Source organism: Virgibacillus necropolis (assembly GCF_002224365.1).
GTDB lineage: Bacteria > Bacillota > Bacilli > Bacillales > Amphibacillaceae > Virgibacillus_F > Virgibacillus_F necropolis.
In genome coordinates, this window is sequence record NZ_CP022437.1 from 2,572,396 (window position 1) to 2,595,052 (window position 22,657).

The 22,657-nt window shown below is 38.5% G+C and carries 15 protein-coding genes and 1 riboswitch; all 15 genes read right to left on the reverse strand.

The genetic code is table 11. From position 1 onward, the window contains the following. Positions 1-8: 8 nt before the first annotated feature. Entirely contained in the window at positions 9-3,575 is a 3,567-nt protein-coding gene (gene smc / locus CFK40_RS12405) for a chromosome segregation protein SMC (protein ID WP_089532604.1), read from the reverse strand. Between the two features lie 236 nt (positions 3,576-3,811). Continuing rightward, a complete protein-coding gene (locus CFK40_RS12410; RefSeq protein ID WP_089532605.1) occupies positions 3,812-3,967 on the reverse strand; it encodes a DUF1540 domain-containing protein in 156 nt (51 codons plus the stop codon). Between the two features lie 165 nt (positions 3,968-4,132). Next, on the reverse strand, positions 4,133-5,518 hold the full coding sequence (gene gdhA / locus CFK40_RS12415) for an NADP-specific glutamate dehydrogenase (RefSeq protein WP_089532606.1): 1,386 nt from the start codon (positions 5,516-5,518) through the stop codon (positions 4,133-4,135). A gap of 832 nt (positions 5,519-6,350) precedes the next feature. Then, on the reverse strand, positions 6,351-7,442 hold the full coding sequence (locus CFK40_RS12420) for a metallophosphoesterase family protein (RefSeq protein ID WP_089532607.1): 1,092 nt from the start codon (positions 7,440-7,442) through the stop codon (positions 6,351-6,353). Positions 7,443-7,758: 316 nt separating this feature from the next. After that, positions 7,759-9,558: an IucA/IucC family protein gene (locus CFK40_RS12425; protein ID WP_089532608.1), complete on the reverse strand. Its 1,800-nt coding sequence runs from the start codon at positions 9,556-9,558 to the stop codon at positions 7,759-7,761. Positions 9,559-9,581: 23 nt separating this feature from the next. Next, positions 9,582-10,874, reverse strand: a complete 1,293-nt coding sequence (locus CFK40_RS12430; protein ID WP_089532609.1) for a lysine N(6)-hydroxylase/L-ornithine N(5)-oxygenase family protein — start codon at positions 10,872-10,874, stop codon at positions 9,582-9,584. Beyond that, a complete protein-coding gene (locus CFK40_RS12435; protein WP_089532610.1) occupies positions 10,853-11,455 on the reverse strand; it encodes a GNAT family N-acetyltransferase in 603 nt (200 codons plus the stop codon). Before CFK40_RS12435 ends, CFK40_RS12430 begins: the two co-directional genes overlap by 22 nt. Then, positions 11,448-13,247, reverse strand: coding sequence for an IucA/IucC family protein (locus tag CFK40_RS12440; RefSeq protein WP_089532611.1), 1,800 nt, complete (start codon positions 13,245-13,247; stop codon positions 11,448-11,450). Before CFK40_RS12440 ends, CFK40_RS12435 begins: the two co-directional genes overlap by 8 nt. After that, positions 13,225-14,748 carry a pyridoxal phosphate-dependent decarboxylase family protein gene (locus tag CFK40_RS12445; protein ID WP_089532612.1) on the reverse strand — a complete coding sequence of 508 codons (1,524 nt, stop codon included), beginning with the start codon at positions 14,746-14,748 and terminating at the stop codon, positions 13,225-13,227. The genes CFK40_RS12440 and CFK40_RS12445 overlap by 23 nt, the downstream gene beginning before the upstream one ends. 11 nt (positions 14,749-14,759) lie before the next feature. After that, a complete protein-coding gene (locus CFK40_RS12450; protein WP_089532613.1) occupies positions 14,760-16,124 on the reverse strand; it encodes an aspartate aminotransferase family protein in 1,365 nt (454 codons plus the stop codon). A gap of 723 nt (positions 16,125-16,847) precedes the next feature. Beyond that, a complete protein-coding gene (locus CFK40_RS12455; RefSeq protein ID WP_193433327.1) occupies positions 16,848-17,945 on the reverse strand; it encodes a GerAB/ArcD/ProY family transporter in 1,098 nt (365 codons plus the stop codon). Positions 17,946-17,966: 21 nt separating this feature from the next. Then, positions 17,967-18,194, reverse strand: coding sequence for a hypothetical protein (locus CFK40_RS12460; protein ID WP_089532614.1), 228 nt, complete (start codon positions 18,192-18,194; stop codon positions 17,967-17,969). Then, positions 18,194-19,387, reverse strand: a complete 1,194-nt coding sequence (locus tag CFK40_RS12465) for a Ger(x)C family spore germination protein (RefSeq protein ID WP_227001769.1) — start codon at positions 19,385-19,387, stop codon at positions 18,194-18,196. Before CFK40_RS12465 ends, CFK40_RS12460 begins: the two co-directional genes overlap by 1 nt. Continuing rightward, positions 19,380-20,540: a GerAB/ArcD/ProY family transporter gene (locus CFK40_RS12470; RefSeq protein ID WP_193433375.1), complete on the reverse strand. Its 1,161-nt coding sequence runs from the start codon at positions 20,538-20,540 to the stop codon at positions 19,380-19,382. The genes CFK40_RS12465 and CFK40_RS12470 overlap by 8 nt, the downstream gene beginning before the upstream one ends. Before the next feature lie 36 nt (positions 20,541-20,576). Next, a complete protein-coding gene (locus CFK40_RS12475; RefSeq protein WP_089532615.1) occupies positions 20,577-22,145 on the reverse strand; it encodes a spore germination protein in 1,569 nt (522 codons plus the stop codon). 289 nt (positions 22,146-22,434) lie between these two features. Then, positions 22,435-22,541, forward strand: a riboswitch (SAM riboswitch). Positions 22,542-22,657 lie beyond the last annotated feature (116 nt).

The following is a 22,657-nucleotide window of genomic DNA, read 5'->3' on the forward strand; positions in this document are numbered from 1 at the left end:
ATTCCTCCTTAAAACTTCACTAATTCTTTTGTATCCTCTAACCTGACAGAAACCAACCTGGAAACACCTGATTCCTGCATAGTGACACCGTATAACACATCCGCTTCTTCCATCGTTCCTTTTCGATGGGTGATAACGATAAATTGGGTGTTCTTGCTGTACATTTTGACATATTTAGCAAACCGCATCACATTAGCCTCGTCTAATGCTGCTTCAACCTCATCTAACACACAGAACGGGACAGGTCTAACACGCAAGATTGCAAATAACAATGCAATAGCAGTCAATGCTCGCTCACCGCCAGAAAGTAAGCCGAGATGTTGCAGTTTTTTACCTGGTGGCTGAGCAATTATATCAACACCAGTTTCAAGGATGTTTTTAGGATCAGTTAATTTTAGTTCCGCATGTCCCCCACCGAATAATTCCTTAAATACGATCCCAAATTCGTCCTTAATTTGAGTAAAAGTAGTTTCGAAACGTTTCTGCATTTCTTCATCCATCTCAGCAATCGCCGAAAACATCGTTTCTTTTGCATGTACTAGATCATCTTTTTGTTCAGATAGGAAAGTGAAACGTTCCATAATACGATCATACTCATCTATCGCACCGAGATTAACTGCACCTAAATCTTCTATCGATTTTTTTATTTGCTGAACACTTATTTTTGTTTTCTTAAGATCATCCGTTTTATTGTAAGATGCTTTTGCTCGTTCATAGGTTAGCATGTATTCCGATTGTAAATGTGTTAAGTGATTCTCTAGCTCTACATCTAGTCGATTTGATTTGACTTCCTTTTCCTGGATTTGTCTTGCTATCGCCTGATAAGATCTATTTTGTTCCCTTAGCTCTCTTTCCGCATCCTGAACAAATTGCGTTAGATTGCTACGATTTCGTCGCTTCTCCTGTATATCATTTGTAATCTTTTCTTTTTCAGCTTGGTAATTAGCAATATGATCAGTGACTTGGGCTTCCGTAACCTCATTTTCCTTCAAATCTATTAATTCTTGTAGCTTATCTCTGTGATCATCAAACTGTTGACTTCCTAGTTCAATTTCTTCTGTTAATGCTTTCGTTTTACCGCGTTGGTTTTTCACACGTTCCTCTAGTTCTGCCAATAGAATTTGGTTTTGATGGAAATCATGTTGGACCTGCTCTTTATTCTCTTTTAATTTACTTTCTTGTTCACCTAATTCATCAATTTTTTGTTGAATTCCTGCAATTTCATTCTCAATCTTACTTAACTCTTCCGATAAAAAATTACGGCGATCTGTTAATTCACTTTCCTCTGTTTCAAATTGTTTTTTATCCTGGTCATATAAAGCTAAATTATTATTCACTGTGTTTAAACGCATTTCTACTTGATTGTACGCCGCTTTCTTATCTTGCAAAGCTTGATTACTTCCTCGAAACCTTTCTTGCATTTTCTCTAAATTTTCTTCGTTACGGTCAATTGACTCTTTTGCGGCCTGAACTTTTTCCTCAAACAATACTGTTCGTTGTTGGAATTCTGCAAGCTTCTCCGTGATTCCTTGCAGATCCTGATCACGTGTAAATAATGACTGATTTGTTTTTTTGATCGCCCCACCTGACATAGACCCCCCAGGATTCACTACATCCCCGTCAAGTGTCACAATACGAAACTTGCGCATGACCAATTTAGCTATTTCATTGGCTTCTTTTAATGATTTCGCGATGATTACATGTCCCATTAAATGCTCAATTGCTCTTTGGTGAGTGGAATTGCATTTCACTAGCTTAGAAGCAACACCAATAAAACCAGTTTGATCTTTCAATTGTGCCAACACATTTTCAGAAATAAATCGAGGTTGAATTGATTTTAATGGTAAAAATGTTGCTCTCCCTTTATTTGTATCTTTCAACCACTTAATTGCTTCACGAGCCGCATGGTCCTCGTCAACAACAACATGTTGCGCTTGTCCGCCTAATACGGTTTCGATAGCATTAACATATTTTTTTGGTACATCAATTAGTTCAATTACCGCACCATGAATTTTCGTTAATTTATTCTCTTCGCGCGCTTTTAAAACTGCTTTTACACCATGAAAAAAACCTTGGAAGTCTTCTTTCATTTCTTCAAGCATTTCTTTTCTTGACTTCATTTTCTCTATGTATTGAAATCCTTGATTTAATTTTAGTTGAAGTTCCTGGTACTCACTTTTTTCCTTGCTAAGTGTATCCTTTATTTTTTTGATTTCCTTTTCATCTGAAGAATAGTTTTTTTGCAGTTTGTTAAGTCTTTTAGCAATACTTGATTTATCTTTTTCAAGTTCTTCTCTTGTTTTCACGGTATCACTATTTTTGTCTTCCTGTTTCTGCTTTTTAACTAGTAGTTGATTGATTTGTTGTTCAATTGATTGTTGCTCATTTCGGTTGGCCGCTCGACTATTCAGATACTCAATGTATTCTGATTTGAGTTCTTCAATTTGATCTGCAATGGATTCTTTATCTACTGTTAACTGTTTTTCCAGCTGACTTACCTTTTTCTTAACTGTGTTCCGTTCTTTTGTTACTGTTTCATATTTTTCTTTTTCTTGTTGAAGCTCTTCTTTTAATTGACTAATTCGTTGTTCCATTGCTTGCTTATCCGTTTCTAGCTTTGTTTTATTCTCTTCAAAATGCTTCATTCTTTCCTGTAAAACGTGTTTTTTACCTTCGAATTGCTCTAATTTCTGTGTAATATCTAGCAGCCCAGCTTGTATCTGTTCTATTTCATCATCTAAAGCATTAATTTTGCTGCGTTCTACTTCCAGATTCGCTTCTTCTTTCTGAACGGCAGTTTTTATTGCCAATTCATTTGTTTTTTCTTTTTCTAATTCATCTAATACCTGTTGCCACTCACTATGCAACTGCTCTATTTCCGTAATCATTAATGAGATTTCTTGTTGCTTTAATTGTTCCCTTGCCTGATTGTATTTCTTTGCTGTCTCGGCCTGTTCCTGAAGTGGTCCAAGTTGTTGTTCAATTTCATGAATAATATCTTCTACTCGATTTAAATTTTCTTGTGTTTCAGCTAACTTATACTCAGCTTTCTTTTTCCGTTGTTTATATTTTAATACGCCCGCGGCTTCTTCAAAAATAGTTCGACGTTCTTCCGCTTTTGAACTTAAAATTTCCTCAACTTTACCTTGACTAATAATGGAAAAAGCTTCCCTACCAAGTCCAGAATCCATAAATAAGTCAATTATATCCTTTAACCTACAGGATTGTTTATTAATATAAAATTCACTATCACCAGAACGATATACACGTCTTGTGATACTAACTTCCTCATAATCAAGTGGTACTGCTTGATCATTGTTATCAAGAACCAATGATACTTCAGCCACGTTTAACGCCCTTCTTGTATCACTACCTTGGAAAATGATATCCTCCATTTTGGATCCACGAAGTGATTTAGCTGATTGCTCACCAAGTACCCATCGTATCGCATCGGTTATATTACTCTTTCCACTCCCATTCGGGCCCACTACTGCAGTGACGCCTGGCACAAAGTCCACTTGTATACGCTCTGCAAAAGATTTAAATCCTATACTTTCTAATCGTTTTAAATACATAAACATTCTCCTAAATAAACCCCGAGATCATATATAACCGATACGTGGTACTTACTAATTCGTACTAAAATTTGGCTTTTACCGCATTTATTTTATCATAAACATCCTATTTTATCATTTATAGCTTTATTCAAATGTTTATATAGGTACCGAACCTAAGTTACATTATTATAAGAAAGCACTATTTTATTTTATACTTAAAGAGGGTAACCAAAGTAATGGTTACCCTCAATAGTTTAAATCTCTGGTACAAATGTTTTACAATCCGTTTCTTCACTATTAGATGCCTTTTTCCCTTTATGACTAACTACATAAATAGAATCTGCCTGGCATTTATTTCCTGAACCCCAATACTTACAATTGTTGACTTCACATAGAACATCTTGAGCCATACTATCATACCTCCCTTATTTGATTATCATTTCCAAATTGTGAGGTACTGATACTTTTTTATTTACGTATCTCATTGCATGATTAGCTATTTATTGGCAGCTTTTTGTAGTGCTAAATCTTTTTGTACACAAAATACGCACCCACCTCTAAAAACAATACGTTTATTAAATGACTCCTTGTGCCAACATAGCTTTAGAAACTTTATTAAACGCTGCGATATTAGCCCCTATGACAAGATTCCCTGGATGACCGTATTCTTCTGAAGCTGTTAAGCACCTTTGAAAGATGTCTTCCATAATTTCGTGTAATTTTCTATCCACTTCTTCAAATGTCCATGATACTCCACTTTTGTTTTGAGCCATTTCTAAAGATGAAACAGCTACCCCACCTGCATTGGCAGCTTTTCCAGGACCGAAAAGGATACCATTTTTTAAAAATATGTCAATTGCTTCCTGTGAGGATGGCATATTTGCTCCTTCACCGACAGCTTTGACCCCACCTAGAACTAGGCTTTTAGCTGCTGAGCCATCAATTTCATTTTGTGTTGCGCACGGTAAAGCAATGTCGCAAGGGAGAGACCAGATGTCAGAACACCCTTCGACATATTTTGCAGTAGGATGTTCGATTACATACTCACTAATTCTGGCTCTATCTATTTCTTTTAATTGTATAATTGTATCAAGATTTAAACCACTTTCGTCATAAATATATCCGTTAGAGTCACTACAGGCTACAACCTTCGCACCTAACTCAGTAGCTTTTTCGATAGCATAGGTAGAAACATTTCCAGAACCAGATACGACAACTGTTTGCCCCTTTAAGCTAAGGCCTTTGTCTTTCAGCATTTCTTCCACAAAATAAATCACACCATAGCCAGTTGCTTGTGGTCGTACTAAACTGCCGCCATACTCGAGACCTTTTCCTGTTAATACACCAGGTTCGAATTTGCCATGCATTCTTTTATACTGACCAAATAAATATCCGATTTCTCTAGCACCAACTCCAATATCGCCTGCGGGTACATCTACGTCGGAACCAATGTGTTTGCTAAGTTCAGTCATGAAACTTTGCGTAAAACGCATAACCTCCCCGTCTGATTTACCTTTAGGGTCAAAGTCAGATCCACCTTTTCCTCCACCAATTTGCTGACCAGTCAGAGAGTTCTTAAAGATTTGCTCGAAGCCCAAAAACTTAGCGACGCTGGTATTTACAGAAGGATGGAAACGTAAGCCACCCTTATATGGTCCTATTGCACTGTTGAATTGAACACGAAATCCGCGGTTAACTTGTGTTTTTCCTTGATCATCTACCCAGGATACCCTAAACGTAATAACCCTTTCTGGTTCCACCAATCTTTCGAGTAATCCCTTGCCAATTAATTCTGGATATTTCGCAAAAACAAGTACAAGCGATTCAAAAATCTCTTCGACGGCTTGATGGAATTCCACTTCATGCGGATCCCGCTTCTTAATTGTTTCATAAACGTGATCCACGTAATTCTTAGCAGTTTGAACTTCAGTTTGTTTAGTCTTTTTTAATGTAATAGTCATATGTAGTATTTGTCTCCTTTAAATGAATTTTGCTTTTAAGTTTAAAATCGTAAACATATTCTATGTCAATTGAAGAAAATCCGAAGCATACAAGTATGGGACGAAACTAAGGGAACGTATCTTAAAACATAAAGTAACTACCCTATGCCCCTTGGTGAGCATTTAGGGTAGTTACTTTACTTTTATAAGCTAATATGTGAGCTACCTCTTTAAAGGGGTATTGCACTTAGCTACTAGCATCGTAGTATACGACATTTAAATGATACTTTATTTTGACTATTTACATTATACCTTATTTTGACTATTTGTTAAATAATTTTACTTGAAATAAAACAATATTTTTTTGATAACTAAAAAGCATTAGTGAAAAAAGAATAGAGAAAACGTTATTTCCAAGGTAATAGGATTAACATTACTTAAAAATAGTATCCTTATCTGTACCCGGATAGGAAATGGGCTTTCGCTTGATATAAATCAAACACAATTTCCAACTAATTATAACAGGTCTTTTCTTCCCCAGGGAATGGATTACTATTTTGATGAAGGAATTGAAAAAACTATAAAAAACGACACTTTTCTACAGTGATTTTTCAATTCGTGTTTTTTAGAATAGCACAAATAAAAAAATAATTCTATACTTATCGTATACGATACTGAAAAACTTTTAAGAAATCACTCTCGATAAAAAGTTAAAAGTTATATACAGTCTAATGCGGAAAGAAGCCCTCTTTTAAATAGTTAGTCTTGATATCTTAAAAAGAGGGACATTACTCCAGCACCTGTCTCTTTGCTAGGGTAATGTCCCTCTTCAATTTATAATCATATCTTCTTTTTATTGAATACCATAGTCTTTTGCAAAAACCATATGGGTTTCAACGAGAACGTCTTTTTTGTCTTCGTTGAGATTGAACACCCTTGCTCCGCGCAATCTGTGGTTTTCATTACCTTCCAGACCATAGGTGCCGAATCCTGTACTTCCCGCATAGCCTAACTTGATTCCATAATAGTTGCCAACATATGTATTCACATGGTCATGGCCGGAGAAGACGCCTTCAACGTCACCTCTTTCTAACATAGCTGCAAACATGCCACTATTAAACGGACCGGAGCAAACACATTCGTTCTTTTCTCCTGTGATATCATGCTTATCAACAGCCTTGGCATGACTCTCTTTCGTTCTTTCATTTGGGCTCGCGTACCACATAAATTCAAATTCTTTGAGAGGAATGTGCATAAACGCCAGTGATGGAACTTTATGGCCGGTTTGACGCTCCAACTTTTGAGAAGTCTCATAATACCATTGCACTTGATCAAAACGGAGCCAGTCCCAACTCGGATATCCTTCAAAGTCTTGTCCAGCGATTTCCTCTGGAGCATACCTCCCGCTGTCAAACAACCAAATATTGAATGCTGCCTTCTTGCCTTTGGAATCTCGGATTAACAAGTTTGTGTTACCGGTCCCGGTAATGTCCTTTACCCCAGGCTTGTTCACGTTATGTTCGTAAGACATATATATATCCAGCATATCTTCCTCATCGAGGCCGGTCTTTGACGTATGGTCCGCGTCATGGTTGCCGAAAGTGACCGCCCACTTCACTCCTTTTTTTTCCATCGGCTGGGCAATATTGTTGATGGCTTTCTTGACCTCCTCAGGTGTTTCCATGTCACCATTAATACTGTCTCCATTCAACACAACGAGATCGGGCTTCTCTTCATCAAGTACCTTTTCCATTAGTTTTACAGTTCTAGGGTCGATATTCTCGTCATCTTGCATATCATTAAACTGTACAATCCTGAATTTTCCATCAGAATTGAATTGAAGCTTCACATTGTCGTTTGTAACTGCCACAGCTGAGTTATTAATTCCACTTGTCATGACTGCAATTAAGATAATTCCTACAAGCACTAATTTAGTCAATCTCATGTATAAATTTCCCCCCCTCCATTATTCAATTTTGATCAGTCAAGTATAATAATACCAGTAGAATATTAAGTGAATGTTAATAGAATGTAATATTGTAAAACGTAAAAACTTTATGAAACTGAAACAACCCCACATTATGTGAGGTTGTCCGTTTCGATTACTGCGAAACGCATTAAAAGCAATCGGCTCCCGTTTTTCTTCCAATTTTTCTAACGAAATAACTGGTGCAGTTTCTCTCCCATTTAACACTAAGCCGTCTTTTCTTGTGCTTTTCGAGGAAAAGTAATAATTAAGTTCTTTTTTGCACCCTCTAAAGTTATTGTTTTACTACTACTTCATGAAGGGCATTAGCAACTTTTCCATGTTCGCTTGCATGCGGACGGTCGTCCCCATCTTCATATCCATAATCAAACATGCGATTTCGATTAAGAGTAAGCTTCGTGAATGCTGGGCGCAACAAATCAAACAGCTCGAATCGTTCTTGTAATTTCGGAAAATTTTCTTGATAGGATAGAATTTCTTCACGGACAATGCTCCAAAAGCGATGTTCGGAAAATTGTTCGTTTTCTTGCAGAATATTACTTAGATAACGGAAATGACAAATGAACAATCCAGTAAAAATAAACTGTGTCAAACCTTCAGGTGGCTCGCAGCGTAAAACCTCTTTCATTCCAGACGACAACTCATCCAATTCGGGCAGCGGCTGGTCACTAATATTTACATCGTCCACAAAATCTTTCATAATAATGCGTTCGGGTATGTAATCTTTTAGAACCAGAACCGTATTTTGGCCGTGTGGTGAAAAGACTGTACCATATTGATATAAGCAATGAAGCAATGGAGGTAAAATGGCATTGGTCAATTTATGAACCCACTGATCCACTGCCAACCCTGATTTTTCAATAAGCTTTGATACAAACGGGGAGCCTTCATAATCCACATACAGCAGGGCCGCTAGTGTGATAGCATGCTCCCCTTCTTGAAGTTCCTTATAAATACTTTCTCTCCACACTGCACCAAGCATTTCTAAATATTGATAAGGAACACCTTTTAATTGATGAAATGTGCGGTGGTTAACATTCATCGTCGCGACCTCACCTAACAAGCCAAGACGACATTTTTCTTTTAAAAATGAATCGTTTTCAAGTATGTTTTTCATAAATGCAGTTACTTCAGGCGCGATAACCGTTCTCTCACTTGGCAATCCTCTATGTACAAGCGTATTTAAGATGCTCATTGGTAGCTTGACATGAAAGTTATCTTTATTAGTGACATTAACAAATGTGCGAATCGATTGCTGCGGGAGATAATCATCTTCTCCTTCTCCTAATGGAATAATTTCTCCTTTAGCAATTTCTGCAGAAAACATGGAAACAATCATGTTGTTCCATTGCCATTCATGAATAGGCATGAAGTAGTAATCCGATTCCGTTCCCCCTAAAGACTTAAGCCTTTTTCCAAAGCGTTCACTTTTCTCTTGTCCCAGTTCTTGTACGATTACATCTTCATAAGCTAAACCATCAATGGAATGAAATGTACCGATGTTTTTGCGGACAGCAATCCAGGATAAGTTCACCCTCTTTTGTTGTTCAGGTGCATATTCCAGATAATCATCATATCCAAATCCGATGCGGCCTTTGTTATATGTAATCCACGGATGTCCCGTCATTTCCCCCTCCAGTTCGGCATAATCGAGTTCAGTTAATTGATCAGCAGATCTGGCTTTTCCCTTCAAATGAGTATCTGCGACAAGTGTATGCAAATATTCCTTCACTAAGTGACCTGCTGTTGGACCGGTCATCTTTCCTTCTTCTTGAATGCTTAATAAAAGAGCGAGAGACAACGGTATATCTGTTTCTTCTACTACTTGGATTTCAATACTCTCAACCGACACTTGAAAACTATCGAATAAACGAGGTTTCGCTTCAAACTGGTACACCGTTCCCTTTTTATCACGCCATTCATAAAACTGAATGTCTTCTTTTTTCCTAAGCAATGTCGGCGTAATGATTTCTTCGTACATAAACTCTTGGAGCATTTTTGCCAAAAGTTGCCGATCTGCTTCTTTCCAGACTTTTTCAGTTAACATATTTAAAGGTGTTTCACTAATTTTCATGATGGTCCACTCCCTACCTTCTCCTATATTCCGAATTGCTGGAATACATTGTTTTTATATGTTTGATATACTTCTTTTTCTGCTAGTTGGTTGATAATTATCGCGTTCCGAAACGCCCCAAGACCCAAATCAGGCGCGCCGACACCATGTGTATGAAGCTCCCCGTTTTGTATGAATAAATGATTATGACCCGCGTTGTTCAATTTCAATTTATAATCTTCTTGAATAACAAGCTGACCTGTTTCATCCCACTCCAACACAGACTTTAATCCTTTTAAACAATCGGGAATGTACGAGCGATAACCTGTTGCAAGAATAACTACCTCACTTTCCAGTTGCATGTTTTCTTCTTGTTCATGTTGATACATTGATAAATGATAGTGACCATTTTTTTCCTTGATGGACTCAAGCTCGGTCAATGCCTGCAGATGAACATTCGTTGTTTTGGCTCCAATTGTTCGTTCATACAATAAATCATAAATGTCGGCACTTGTATCACTGCTAATTCCTTTGTATAGTAATGCCTGTTTGTCCAGGATTGTTTTCTTCTTTTCTTTCGGCAGTTTATAAAAGTAACGGGTATAATCTGGTGAAAAATGTTCCAGTCCAAGCTTGGAATATTCCATTGGATAAAACCCATTTGATCTTGTATACCAAGACAATTTATAATCATGACTTTGTTGTTTGGCCAATAGATCATGGAATATTTCAGCTGCACTCTGCCCTGAGCCTACGACCGTAACCGAAGTTGTTTTTAGCACATTTTCCTGCTTATTCTTATACTGAGAAGAATGAAATACCTGATCACCAAGAGCCGAATGAAACCTTTCAGGAACGTATGGACTTGTTCCTACTCCTACTACCACATGTTTGGCGTAATACGTTTCTTGTTCTTTTTTTCTAGATGAAAAGACAGTAACGCAAAAATGTCCCTCCTCTGTTTGCTCAATGTTCTCCACTTCGCACTCAAACTGAAGCTGTGGAAGTTGTTCCGCTATCCATTGACAATAATGATTGTACTCTGCTCGCGGAATATGAAATTTCTCTAGAAAGTAGAAATGGTAAAGCCGCTTTTGCTCATGCAAATAGTTCATAAAGCTGAAAGGGCTTGTCGGATCCACTATTGTTACAGCATCTGCCATAAAGGGTACTTGCAGTGTCGTTCCTTCTAGCATCATCCCTGGATGCCATTCAAAACATGTTTTTCTATCAAAAAACAAAGAACGACATTCTGTTTTTTCAAGCAAGGCTGCTAATCCGAGATTAAATGGACCAATTCCTACTCCGATGACGTCTAAAATTTGTTTGTTTGCCAATCTGTCCACCTTCTTTCGAACACTTTTCGTTCACATGCCATCAGTAAACCTTTTTTGTCAGGCAATGCAATCTCCTTAACAGGTTGAAAACCACACTTTTTGAACACATGAATCATTTTTTCGTTTTGTATATCGGGTTCTGCTATGATTTTGCGCGTGTTATATACTTGAAATTTTTTATGCAGAATCGTCATCAATAAAGGATAGATGAGGCCTTTTCCTAAAAACTCTCTTGGCCCGATCAGCAAGTGAATCCCTTGATCATATTTATCAAAAGCATAATAATTTCCGATAATATCGCCCTTCACCCAATATGACTCCCAATAACTCATAGGTATCTCATCAAGGCTACCAATCAAGAGGGTTTGATAGTCATCTTGCAAATTTTTATTAACATGTATGATAAAATTTTCCATTGAAATATTTAAATTCCAAAAGGGGATCACATGCTTTTCCTGCATCCATGAGTAAAGTCTACCTAAATCCTCTGTCATACTTACATGGCGAAAGGAAATTGTCTTGTGAATTACCGAATCATACCGTTCAAATGGATACCTCTGTTGAACGGGGGTGTTAGACATGGAGTTCACCTGCCGCCACAACCAGTGGGTTTGTAAGTTGAACATACACCGACTGAGTCTCCATCGATCCCACAAGCTCATCCATATCATGCACTCTCGTTAGCAGATTAGCCTTGCATGGCAACTTTTCTTTATATAATAAAGAATCCAATAAGTTTGTATGATCTCCTAAATGTTTCTTAAGGTCTACCAATTCCTTTTTCAACATTAGTAGTAACCGATGTTCATCGATAAGACGATTGGCCCCAAATGCATTAATCAAACCGAACAAGTTATTGAAAAAGAAATAATAACGGAAACGCTCCTCTGCAATTGAGTCAGCACATATCGTGTCACTTTTTTCGTTTAGAGTTGGAACGAGTTGTTTTAAAGCACTAGCCTTCGATTCCATAAAATAATAACCTTGATTATCACGGTAATAAAAAATAGAAGGATACCCTTGTTCATCAAGTTTTATAATGGAATTTTGCTGATGGGGTTCAAGGGCTATTCCATAGGTAGCATACAACCAATACAGCGGACGTAAACTTACTTTTACATAGCGTGCAAACCATTGTTCGCTTGCATCGACGATTGAAATGTTTTCGTTACCTGCTATTTCATAAATGATGTTAGCTAAATGGGAGGCTTCTCCTTTAATATGGTCCTGACAAAGTGCCGCTAGCAATGTCGTCCGTGATTCGTTCCCTTCTTGAAATGAATTTTCACGAATTACTACTTCAAATCCGGTTTCTTCCTTGCCAAGTTTTAAGGTAATATAAGCTGGGTCTTCGATAATACGGAATGAAGGATGCGTTTCTTTTAACTTTTTATGAAGCTCCTCGTGAAGCAAACGGCTTACTTCTACCCCACGATTAAGCTCTTTTCGCTTATTGATGCGAAGTGAATTCGTAATTTTTACAGGGATCGAAAGTTTATACATGAAACTAGCCTTTGGATGGTATACAGTCCGGATTGAGGAGGTAGGATAAAATCTCCTTCCAAGTGGACCAAGATAAACGAGTTTGCCTAATTGAATTAATTGCCACACATCTTCTCGCCCTAACAGTTTTCGTGCTTGCAATGGATGAACAGGGATAAGTGAAAAACAATCTTCTTGGCAATAGTCATCTTTAAACGATTGCGAAACGAAAGGATCATTCTTTAATTCTTCTTTTATAAGCGCCGAAGCATTTTGAGACAAAATAGAATCTTCCTCGACTATATCAGTCTCAGACCGAAAGTAATGAAGCTGGAAAGCTCCTTTTCGTTCTGGCGCAAAAATATACTCTTCATCTTCATCAATTCCCTGACGACTTTTCGGTGTCGGATGTACCTGATGACCAATTAACAGTGATTGCTCTGATTGAAGAAACGTTTTTTCCTTTTGATAGCATTCTTCCAGATTATCGCTTCGCTCTGAAATAATTCCTTTCAAATTTTGATGGCTTAAGATCGTCCGAAGCATCAGCTCATCAGTTTGAACAGGTTTATTGGATGTGAGTGATAATTCTTTTTTCATGAATGCAAGTAATGTAATGTAATCAAGCTCTTTTGCTTCATCATTTTTAACTTGATAATACATAACTGGTTTAAAAAGATGACGATCTGTCACGGATTTATATCGAACCGGAATGTATAATGTAACAGACTGTCGCTCAAATGGAATGACCAATATTTGTTTGATACTTTCGTCTTCTAAAGGAACAGAGACTTCATCAGCAAACTTCCACTCCCCCTCCCCTGTTTCCCTAACATAACAATTAATCAAATTTTGTATTGTAAGATGATTAGCGATAAATGGAATATTCATACCAGATCTCTCCTTGCTCTTTTTCTATTTTTTCACCAACTTGTTTCACTCGCTGTAAATGAGCTTGCATGCTACTGATCGTATTGAGAGGGTTAAGCATTGTAAATTTCAAGTATACTTTTTCGTCTTGTTTCGTTTTTGCCATGATCAACTCACCGCTTTGATAAAAAGCACGCTGAATCCCAAGGTTGATTTCATCAACAAATGTCTGGTCTTCAAAGTGTTCTGACGGTAAATAGCGGAATAAGACAACATTGATTTCCGGCTCATTCAGCACCTCAAAAGAAAGATCTTCCTTTAGTAACAATGCCGTTTCTTTTGCCAAATTAATGGTATAATCGACCATTTCTCCAAACAAATCGGTTCCCATCAATTTAAAGGTCATCAATAGCTTTAAAGCATCAAACCGTTTTGTTGTTTGAACACTTTTTTCCACGAGGTTGATAATACCATCCTCCTGGTCTTCTTCAGAATTCAAGTAATCTGCATGGTAAGCAATTTGCTGGAAATCTTTTTTATCTTTTACGAAGAAAGACCCGCAGCTAATAGATTGATAGTAAAGTTTATGAAAATCAATTGTAATAGAATCGGCTAAACATAGATCACTGACAAGGTGACGATATTGGTGGGAAAATAATAGAGCCCCTCCATAGGCAGCATCAACATGGAGCCATAATTGTTCTTCATTCGCAAACTTGGCTATCTCGCTTAAGCAATCTACACTCCCAAAGTCTGTTGTTCCTGCCGTTGCCACTACCATAAATGGAAGAAGTCCTTGCACCCTAAGCTTTTCAATCTTTTTCTTTGCATCATTTGGACAAAGTTGGTGCTTGTCATTTTCCGCTACCTTTACTATGGCATTCATGCCTAGCCCAAGCTGTGCTGCCGATTGCTGGACTGAAAAATGAGCGTGTTCCGAGCAAAGAATTCGTAATTTGTTTGCTGCAAACGGTAATCCTTCCTTGTGCACATTAACTGAGAAATACGTTTGACAAGCTTTATTGCGTGCGAGCAACAAACCCATATAATTGGATTGCGTTCCACCGCTTGTAAACACACCATCACCTTCATGTGAATAGCCAATCTTGCGTGCGAAAAAATTAATTAATTCTGTTTCGAAGTAAGTAGCTGCAGGGCTTTGATCCCACGAATCCATCGATTGATTAAGTGCATTGATAATAACTTCAGCCGCAAGGGACGGAAGGACAGGCGGACAATGAAGATGTGCCATAGCAGCAGGATGTGAAACCCATAAAGAGTTTTTCACTAAGCCATTTTGGATCTCTTCCATGACAACATCAATTTCCTGTCCCACAGTCGGGATATTCCGCACCTTCTTCACAGCTTTTTCAATCTCTTGACGAGAAGCTCCTGAAAAAGGATGATTTGTTCTTGTTGTTTGATCAGTAATTAACTTAACTGCCTTATCCATCAATGTTTGATACCTATTTTGGCTTTCATCACTAGCATGAAGAAACCATTGGGTAAAGTTCGTATTCATTTCCATCAACCTCACCGCAATCCAAACTGGGCTTCTGCGCTCTTAATTGCTTCAGAGAGGCGCTGCAGTACCTCATCAATTTGCCCTTTAGAAATGATTAATGGTGGCAACAAACGAATCACGCTACCAAAACGGCCTCCAACTTCCAAAATTAATCCGCGACTTAAGCATTCTTGTTGAATTTTTTCGGCAAGTTCAGCGTACGCCGGATAACTTCCAATTCTATTTGGCTGCTTCGTAGGATTAATGATTTCAACACCAATCATAAGTCCTCTGCCTCTTACATCACCGATTGAGGACACTTCTTTTTGAATAGAATTCAACTGTTCAGCTAAATAAGTCCCCATTTCCTGTGCGTAATCCGGTAGATGATTTTCCTTTACAAAACGTAACGTTGCTTGGCCGGTAGCCATCGCCATTTGGTTTCCTCTAAATGTTCCGATATGGGTTCCTGGTTCCCATTTATCAAGACAACGATCGTAAACAACAACGGAAAGTGGAAGACTCCCCCCTATTGCTTTTGAAAGTACAAGGACATCTGGCTCGATCCCAGCATGCTCAAATGCAAACATTTTACCCGTTCGTCCGATGCCTGTTTGTACTTCATCAATGATTAGTGGAATGTCGCGTTTTTTTGTAATACGACGGAGCTCTTTTAACCACCCGATTGGGGCAGGAATGGAACCCCCCTCACCTTGTACAACTTCTACGATTATACCGGCTGGCTTGACAATACCACCTTCCGGATTATCCAATAAATTTTCAATGTATGTAATCCCGATGCCATGCCCTTCTTTTCCTACGCCGAACGGGCAGCGGTATTCATATGGGTACGGAAGGAAATGAGTATCAGGCACAAGTGCGTGAATCTTCTGTTTTGGTCCTATCGTTCCGCTAATACCTAATGTTCCGTGTGTAGAACCGTGGTAACCCCCTTGAAAAGAAAGAATAGCTCTGTTACCAGTTGCGGTTTTCACTAGTTTTAAGGCCGCTTCTACAGCATCAGCACCTGTTGGACCACAAAAATGAATTTTGGCTTTCTCTGCAAATGAAGGTGGTAAAGATGCGAACACCTCATCAATAAACGCCTCTTTTACTGGTGTCGTCAAATCAAGTGTATGTAAAGGCAAGTATGACTGCATGACGTTTTCAATCGCCTCACGGACGACTGTGTGATTATGACCTAATGCCAGTGTTCCTGCTCCAGCTAAACAATCCATATATTGCTTTCCATCCATGTCTGTTACATAAATGCCTTCTGCTCTCTTAATCGCAAGGGGCAATCTTCTTGGATAGGATCTGGCGTTTGATTCCCTTTTTTCCTGCGTTGATAACAATGCTTTATTTCCTGAACTAGTTTGAACAGTTACTTCCATATTTCAACACTCCCCAACTAATAATCATTACGTTTTATTTACCATTTAATTCTTACTATAATCTTTAAATGAAAATGAATTTCATTACCAATTACACTTATCACCATAAATGATAATGATTATCAATGTCAATAACGAATAGTTTAAATAAGAAAATTTACCCATAAAGAGGTTGTTGTCAGGTGTTGGCTTCATGACGCCCTTCAACCCCACTTTATAGATCCAATGTATCAGAAAGATCTCGACCCTAATTTTTTTTAGAAAAACTCGCCATTCGCCTCGTCCTTAATAGCGAATAGCGAAGTTTTTCTTATGCCGGCGTTTCCTTAAAACTTATATTACTTTCCTTACGTGCAAAAAAAAACTACTAACACTAGGTAGTAGTTTTTCGGGTGAAATATTCTGCTATTGTATGGTGATTCGGAAAGTCGTTCCTTCTGAGGTGTTTAACCCAGTTCCAGATCACTCCCAGATGCTTGGGCAACCGGTTTGTTGACAAGGAAAAGAAACCTTGTCCCTATTATTCATCGAGTTAGTACATTATCATAATCAGATGTGTATTTTTATCTATATCCAACAATTTTTGATAGTCTTGTCCTGATATAGTTTTTGATTAAAGGGATGCTGTGACTGATACAAAAATAGCATGCAGTTTCCGATAAATAATGTGGCTAGTTAGTAAGCTGGTAGAGATGTTAGTAGTTTTTATCAGCTGCCCTGGTTCTATTCCTTCTTCGGTCGGTTTCTTTTCCGTAAGACAGCGATAAGGAGTAACAAAATTGGAATAAGAGTTTGGACAATAAGAGAGAAAAAAGGAAATATGATACTGTTATAGTGGGCTGATTCAATTTCGCTAGACACCCCCCAAATACTTAACAACAAAGTCAGAAAACCTAAAGGAAATACGATGGGACGGTAGTCGGAAAGATCCAGCCATTGGGCTGTAGCTAGTGCAATCGCATAATAAACAACTGAAAATTTGATGAACGTACCCGCTACCCAAATGGCCATAACTACCGATTCAAGATGTTGCAAAAAACCAGCAATACTGATATATCGGCTGGCGGCCAACAGCGGATAAGTAAAACTTGCTGTGATTTCGCCCAATAGAAAAAGAGTAACGAGGTTCGTTGCAACAAACGTAAGCATGACGATAAACACGGAGATAATGCCCCACTTTCTCCCTTTTTCAACATCAGTAAGAAAAGGAAGGAGGAAAGATATGAGCAAGAATTCAGCAAACCAACTCTGCGGTGTAATCGCTCCCTTAATTGTGGGCATAACCCCATTTTCCATGATAGGGAAAATATTCTTGGGATCCAATTCAGGCAGGAGCAGTATGATGATGATCATTAGAAAAGCGACATAAAGAGGGATGAACAGCTGAGCAGACCTTCCCACTACCTCTATTCCCCCACGTACGGCAAAACCACAGACAAGGATCATGGTTGAGATGATGACAATCAGCGGGGTTTGGCTAAAAAAGGTCCCCGCAATAAAATCTGCATAAATCCTTACACCTCCTGCATTCATTTGGATATAAAAGAACAAAAAGACAAAACCGAGAACCTTACCTGGAATCCTGCCAATGATGTGTTCACTATATTGAATAATTGTCTGTCTCGGATACATCTTATGAAGCTGAAAAGCAATTAACACAGCAAGAAAACCGATGAAGGAAGCCCATATCGGTGATAACCACATATCATGTTTGGCATATTTTGCTGTAATCCCTGGAATAAAAATAATTCCAGTGCCAACGACCATAGGGTACATCATGATCGCCATTTGAAAAGCGGAAATTCTTCCTTTTTCAATCATTTCATTTCCCCCTCTATATCACTATTTTTCCAAAAACTTGCCCAGTGGCCTGAATACTGCGTCAATTAAGTCAGTAGGTCCAGGTATATCCGGAAAGAAAACGAGTAGGACGGCAAGGAGCCATCCTGCCCCGGTCAATGTCACAAATGCCGCTTTCTCTTTCTTCTGATCACGATTAATTTTCGGCCATTCATATAGGGTTATAAGGACAACAACGACGGTTATTCCGAACACAAACGCCAAATTCACTATCCTTTCACCTCTTTTTCCGGTACTCCCTGTGGTGTAGTAGACTGTCCTGGTCTCCTTATATACGCTTTACTTTTGATTTCAACTTCTATTTCTGGAAATTTATCGTCCCACTGATCCTTTACTTTCGACCATTGATCTGGATACTGGCGATGAAACGTCTCGGCAAAACCAAAAATGTCGGCTTCCATCTCTTTTTGAACTTGTTCAAGTGTCAAGCGAATTCGCTTATCAATGTCTTGTTCTAATTGCCTTTCGAGTCTTTTTACAATCTTAGGATTCCCCAGATTTAATTTTGTTTCGTTTTCCACCACATCGTCTTCCGTCACAATTTTAACGATCATTTTCCAGTTCCCGTTCTCAATTTTAGGTATCAGTTCCGTACTAGAACGTAGAAGGTTAAATGAGATCTGATCTTCAGCACCTTTTGGCTCAACGGTTACAGCGGCCAATGCGATTTCATCTCTTAGCCATAATACCCCTCTTGTTACTTTATCGTCGATTCGCCCTACCATTTTGTCCTTCTTAAAAATAGCTGTTCCGTTAACACGTAAACCACCTTTATTTGACGGATCCTGTTCTACCTCTATCCAAGGCAATGCCGCTGCTCTAGCCTCACCGCTTAACATCTGAAGCAGATCCTTCACCGTTACACTCAATCCAACCTTGAAGTTTGCTAGTTCCCCTGCAACTTCTGCTGAACTACTCTCTAAATCAGGAATAATTTTTAAAGTATCAATAGCTTTACCTTCCGTGACAAATGTATATGCCCGAAGCCTTGGTGATGGGTGACGAGCAAAAAAGTCAATGTGCTTCTGGATCCCTTCTTCAGCCATTTTTTCGCCAATAATGATAACCTGATTATGTCCCCAGAAAAGACGACGAGGCACCTTTTCTTGAAGCTTGGACCTGGCATCGAAGATCGTTTGACCAGTAACTTTTTTAACGATCGTCGGCTTAGTTCCACCTTGACCGCCACCAGCTCCTTGTCCTCCCTTATGTGCTTTTGGATTAACTATCTGTACCGAAAGTTCAATTTTATCGTCATCAGTTTTGTCAAGTCCTGTAGCCACAACAAGTGCTAAGTCATTGATTTCTACTCGATCCCAGCAACCCGAAAGAAAGAGCATAAAAGAACATATTAAAAAAATTAGCGTCATTTTTACTGCTTTTGTTAAAAAAGTCTTATTCATCCTTTTTCCCACTCTCAGGTAATACTGCCGAATGATTTTTTATGTTACTAGAACCCTCTAGACTATTTCGACGATTTTTTTTACGTAGAACAACAAACAACAACAGTAATATAGGTATAAACGTTTGGATAAAAATGGCATAAAAAGGCCAAGTAGTACCTAAAGAATACGCTAGTTCCTGCAAATTTGGAGCCGACCAAATGCTAAAGATTACTAATAGGAAACCAATTGGAAAAACAACCGGGCGGTAGTTAGATAAATTTAGCCATTGAGCCGTACCAATAACAACGGCATAATAAAAGACTGAAATCTTGATAAACATAGCCCCGACCCAAATCGCCATCACAATGGATTCAAGGTGTTGGAGAAAATCGGCTATGCTTATATACCGAGCAGCACTCATGACTGGATAAGTAAAGGTAGCGGTGATGTTCCCAAATAAAAAAAGAGAAAATAAGTTGGTTATTACCAACGTAAGCATCACAGTAAACACCGAGATCATACCCCATTTCAATCCTTTTTCCCTCTTTCTCAAAAATGGAAGTAAGAAAGAGATGAGAAAGAATTCTACAAACCAACTTGATGGTACAACCGCTCCCATTACAGATGGCTTAACCCCTTTCTCCATGACAGGAAACATATTTTTAGGTTCTAGATCCGGGATAAGTAATATAACGATGGAAAGAAACAAAATAACAACGATTGGAACAAAAATTTGTGCACTTCTCGCCATAACTTCAAGTCCACCGTGTACAGCCAAGGCACTGACTAGTGCCATGCTACCAATTACGACAATTATTGGGGTTGTTGGAAGAAAGTTTCCAACGACAAACTCCCCATATTCCCTCAATATAATTCCATTTGAATGTAAATAAAAGAATAAGAAAACAAGCCCGATCAGTTTTCCTGGAATCCGTCCGATAATTTTCTCACTATATTGGATAACCGTTTGCTTCGGGTAGTGTATATTCAATTGGTATGCAATATAGACAGAAAGGAAACCGGCCGATGAAGCCCAAATTGGTGACAACCACATGTCTTGTTGCGCAAATTCCCCTGTAATAGATGGCACTAAAAGAATGGCCGTTGCCATAATTGTTGGATAGACCAAAATGGCCATCTGTAACGCGCTAATCCTTCCTTTTTCAATCATCACTTTTCACCTCTCTAACTAAAAAGCACGTCACATTTACTTTTCACTCCCACTAGTTGGATCAGGCTTCTGGCTGGTGGATTGACGATATTTGTTATATTTCCCTGTAAGATGAGGCCTTGTATTCAGCTTCCACCATGGAGCACGTATAAGCACATCTTTCATATCACGGAATTTCATCGGGGCCATAGGGCTAAGATACGGTACACCAAAAGAACGTAGTGTACATAAATGGACGATAATTGTAATGATTCCAAGCATAATTCCAAGCAATCCGAGGGACCCTGCAAGAATAATCATTGGAAAACGAAGCATACGGAACGCCATAGCTGCCGAATAGCGTGGAATTGTAAAAGAAGCGACTCCTGTAATCGCAACGACTATAACCATTGGTGCAGAGACAATTCCAGCGGAAACAGCAGATTCTCCTATGACGAGAGCACCAACAATACTTACAGCCGACCCGACCTGTTTTGGAAGTCTTAACCCTGCCTCGCGTAACGCTTCAAACATAATTTCCATCAATAATACTTCAACAAGAGCTGGAAATGGAACCTGTTCACGCGAGGCAGCCATACTAATCAAAAGAGTTGTTGGAACCATCTCTTGGTGATAGGTGAGCACCGCTACATACAAGGAAGGTAAGAGTAGTGACATCACAAGAAAAAGATAACGAAGCCAGCGAATAGCCGTCCCAATCAAGAACCGTTCATAATAATCCTCAGATGATTGCAGTAAAGAATAAAGAGTCGTAGGCACAACGATAGTAAAAGGGGTTCCGTCGACTAAAATGGCCACACGTCCTTCTAATAGGTTTGAGGTAACTATATCGGGTCGTTCTGTCGTTAAAACCTGTGGAAAAGGGGAATATGGGTTTTCTTCGATGAATTCTTCTATCATTCCGCTTTCCAATATTCCGTCGATTTCTATTCGACTAAGCCGATTTTTGGTTTCTTCTATTAAAGTCTTGTCTGCAATTCCTTCCATATAAGCGATAACAATCTTTGTTTCGGTGTACCGCCCTATTTGCATGGATTTCATTTTCAACTCAGGACTCCTAATTTTTCTTCGTATCATAGAAGTATTCACTGATAGGGTTTCAACAAACCCCTCGCGTGGCCCCCTGACGACCATTTCAGCCGATGGTGTCTCAATTGAACGTTTCTCCCATTTTGAGAGACCTAACGAAAACCCCGTTTTCCTCTTATCTACCAGTATCACTGGATTTCCCGAGGAGATCTCTTGTATGCACTCGGAAAATGTTTTGGTTTCTTTCACATTGGAAACGGATATTTTTTTTTCAATTAAAGTATTAACGTTGAGAGTTTCCCCCGCTGTGTTCTGCATAAGCGGTGTAAGTACGTTGTCATCTATTTCTTCAATGTTTGACAGACCTTCAATGTAAATAAGAATGGCTTTATCTTTTCCACCTATAAAAAAAGGTCGAATGATAACATCAGAGCAATCATCATAAATAGAGCGGAACTTGTTTTCGTTATCAGTCAAGTTATCAAATAGCGGATCCTGTTCTTGCGTGAATTGTTCTACTGTGGGTGTTTTTTCCTTCTTTTTAGATTTCAACAGCTTCCGCCAAACATGATTCATAACGGTCATCCTTTCCCATATCACAATCTCCCAATAAAACGCTACTTTTTATAGTTTGCTTTATGTAAGGGAGATTATACCAAATGAAGTAAATCCATTTAAGGGTACCGCTTACATTTTGATGTCAAAGCCACAATAATCGCATCACAGACACTAAAGCCCTCTTATTAGCCCGTAAGTCCTGGAATTATAATAAATCCAGTTTCGGATTAAATTTTCATTTTTCGAAATTGCATTGACAGTCAACCGTTTATTTAGTAGAGTATTAGTAATTTCATATACGATGATATCCTTATCAAGAGCCAGGGGAGGAATTTGGTCCTAAGATCCTGCGGCAACCTGTTATGTAAATAATAAGGTGCACATTCCAACAGACATATGTCTGAGAGATGAGGAAGAGCTACCCTCTTCCCTTTTGAAGAGGTTTTTTTGTTTGGGGAGCTTCATTCGCCAAACCCAACTTTTCCAATTGATATACTCAGGCGATAAGGAACATCATTAAATTTTAAAGG

Excerpts from the sequence above, each read along its gene's own strand:
- smc (WP_089532604.1), bottom strand. The coding sequence starts at position 3,575 with ATGTATTTAAAACGATTAGAAAGTATAGGATTTAAATCTTTTGCAGAG.
- CFK40_RS12410 (WP_089532605.1), bottom strand. The coding sequence starts at position 3,967 with ATGGCTCAAGATGTTCTATGTGAAGTCAACAATTGTAAGTATTGGGGT.
- gdhA (WP_089532606.1), bottom strand. The coding sequence starts at position 5,518 with ATGACTATTACATTAAAAAAGACTAAACAAACTGAAGTTCAAACTGCT.
- CFK40_RS12420 (WP_089532607.1), bottom strand. The coding sequence starts at position 7,442 with ATGAGATTGACTAAATTAGTGCTTGTAGGAATTATCTTAATTGCAGTC.
- CFK40_RS12425 (WP_089532608.1), bottom strand. The coding sequence starts at position 9,558 with ATGAAAATTAGTGAAACACCTTTAAATATGTTAACTGAAAAAGTCTGG.
- CFK40_RS12435 (WP_089532610.1), bottom strand. The coding sequence starts at position 11,455 with ATGTCTAACACCCCCGTTCAACAGAGGTATCCATTTGAACGGTATGAT.
- CFK40_RS12440 (WP_089532611.1), bottom strand. The coding sequence starts at position 13,247 with ATGAATATTCCATTTATCGCTAATCATCTTACAATACAAAATTTGATT.
- CFK40_RS12445 (WP_089532612.1), bottom strand. The coding sequence starts at position 14,748 with ATGAATACGAACTTTACCCAATGGTTTCTTCATGCTAGTGATGAAAGC.
- CFK40_RS12450 (WP_089532613.1), bottom strand. The coding sequence starts at position 16,124 with ATGGAAGTAACTGTTCAAACTAGTTCAGGAAATAAAGCATTGTTATCA.
- CFK40_RS12455 (WP_193433327.1), bottom strand. The coding sequence starts at position 17,945 with ATGATTGAAAAAGGAAGAATTTCCGCTTTTCAAATGGCGATCATGATG.
- CFK40_RS12465 (WP_227001769.1), bottom strand. The coding sequence starts at position 19,387 with ATGAATAAGACTTTTTTAACAAAAGCAGTAAAAATGACGCTAATTTTT.
- CFK40_RS12470 (WP_193433375.1), bottom strand. The coding sequence starts at position 20,540 with ATGATTGAAAAAGGAAGGATTAGCGCGTTACAGATGGCCATTTTGGTC.
- CFK40_RS12475 (WP_089532615.1), bottom strand. The coding sequence starts at position 22,145 with ATGAATCATGTTTGGCGGAAGCTGTTGAAATCTAAAAAGAAGGAAAAA.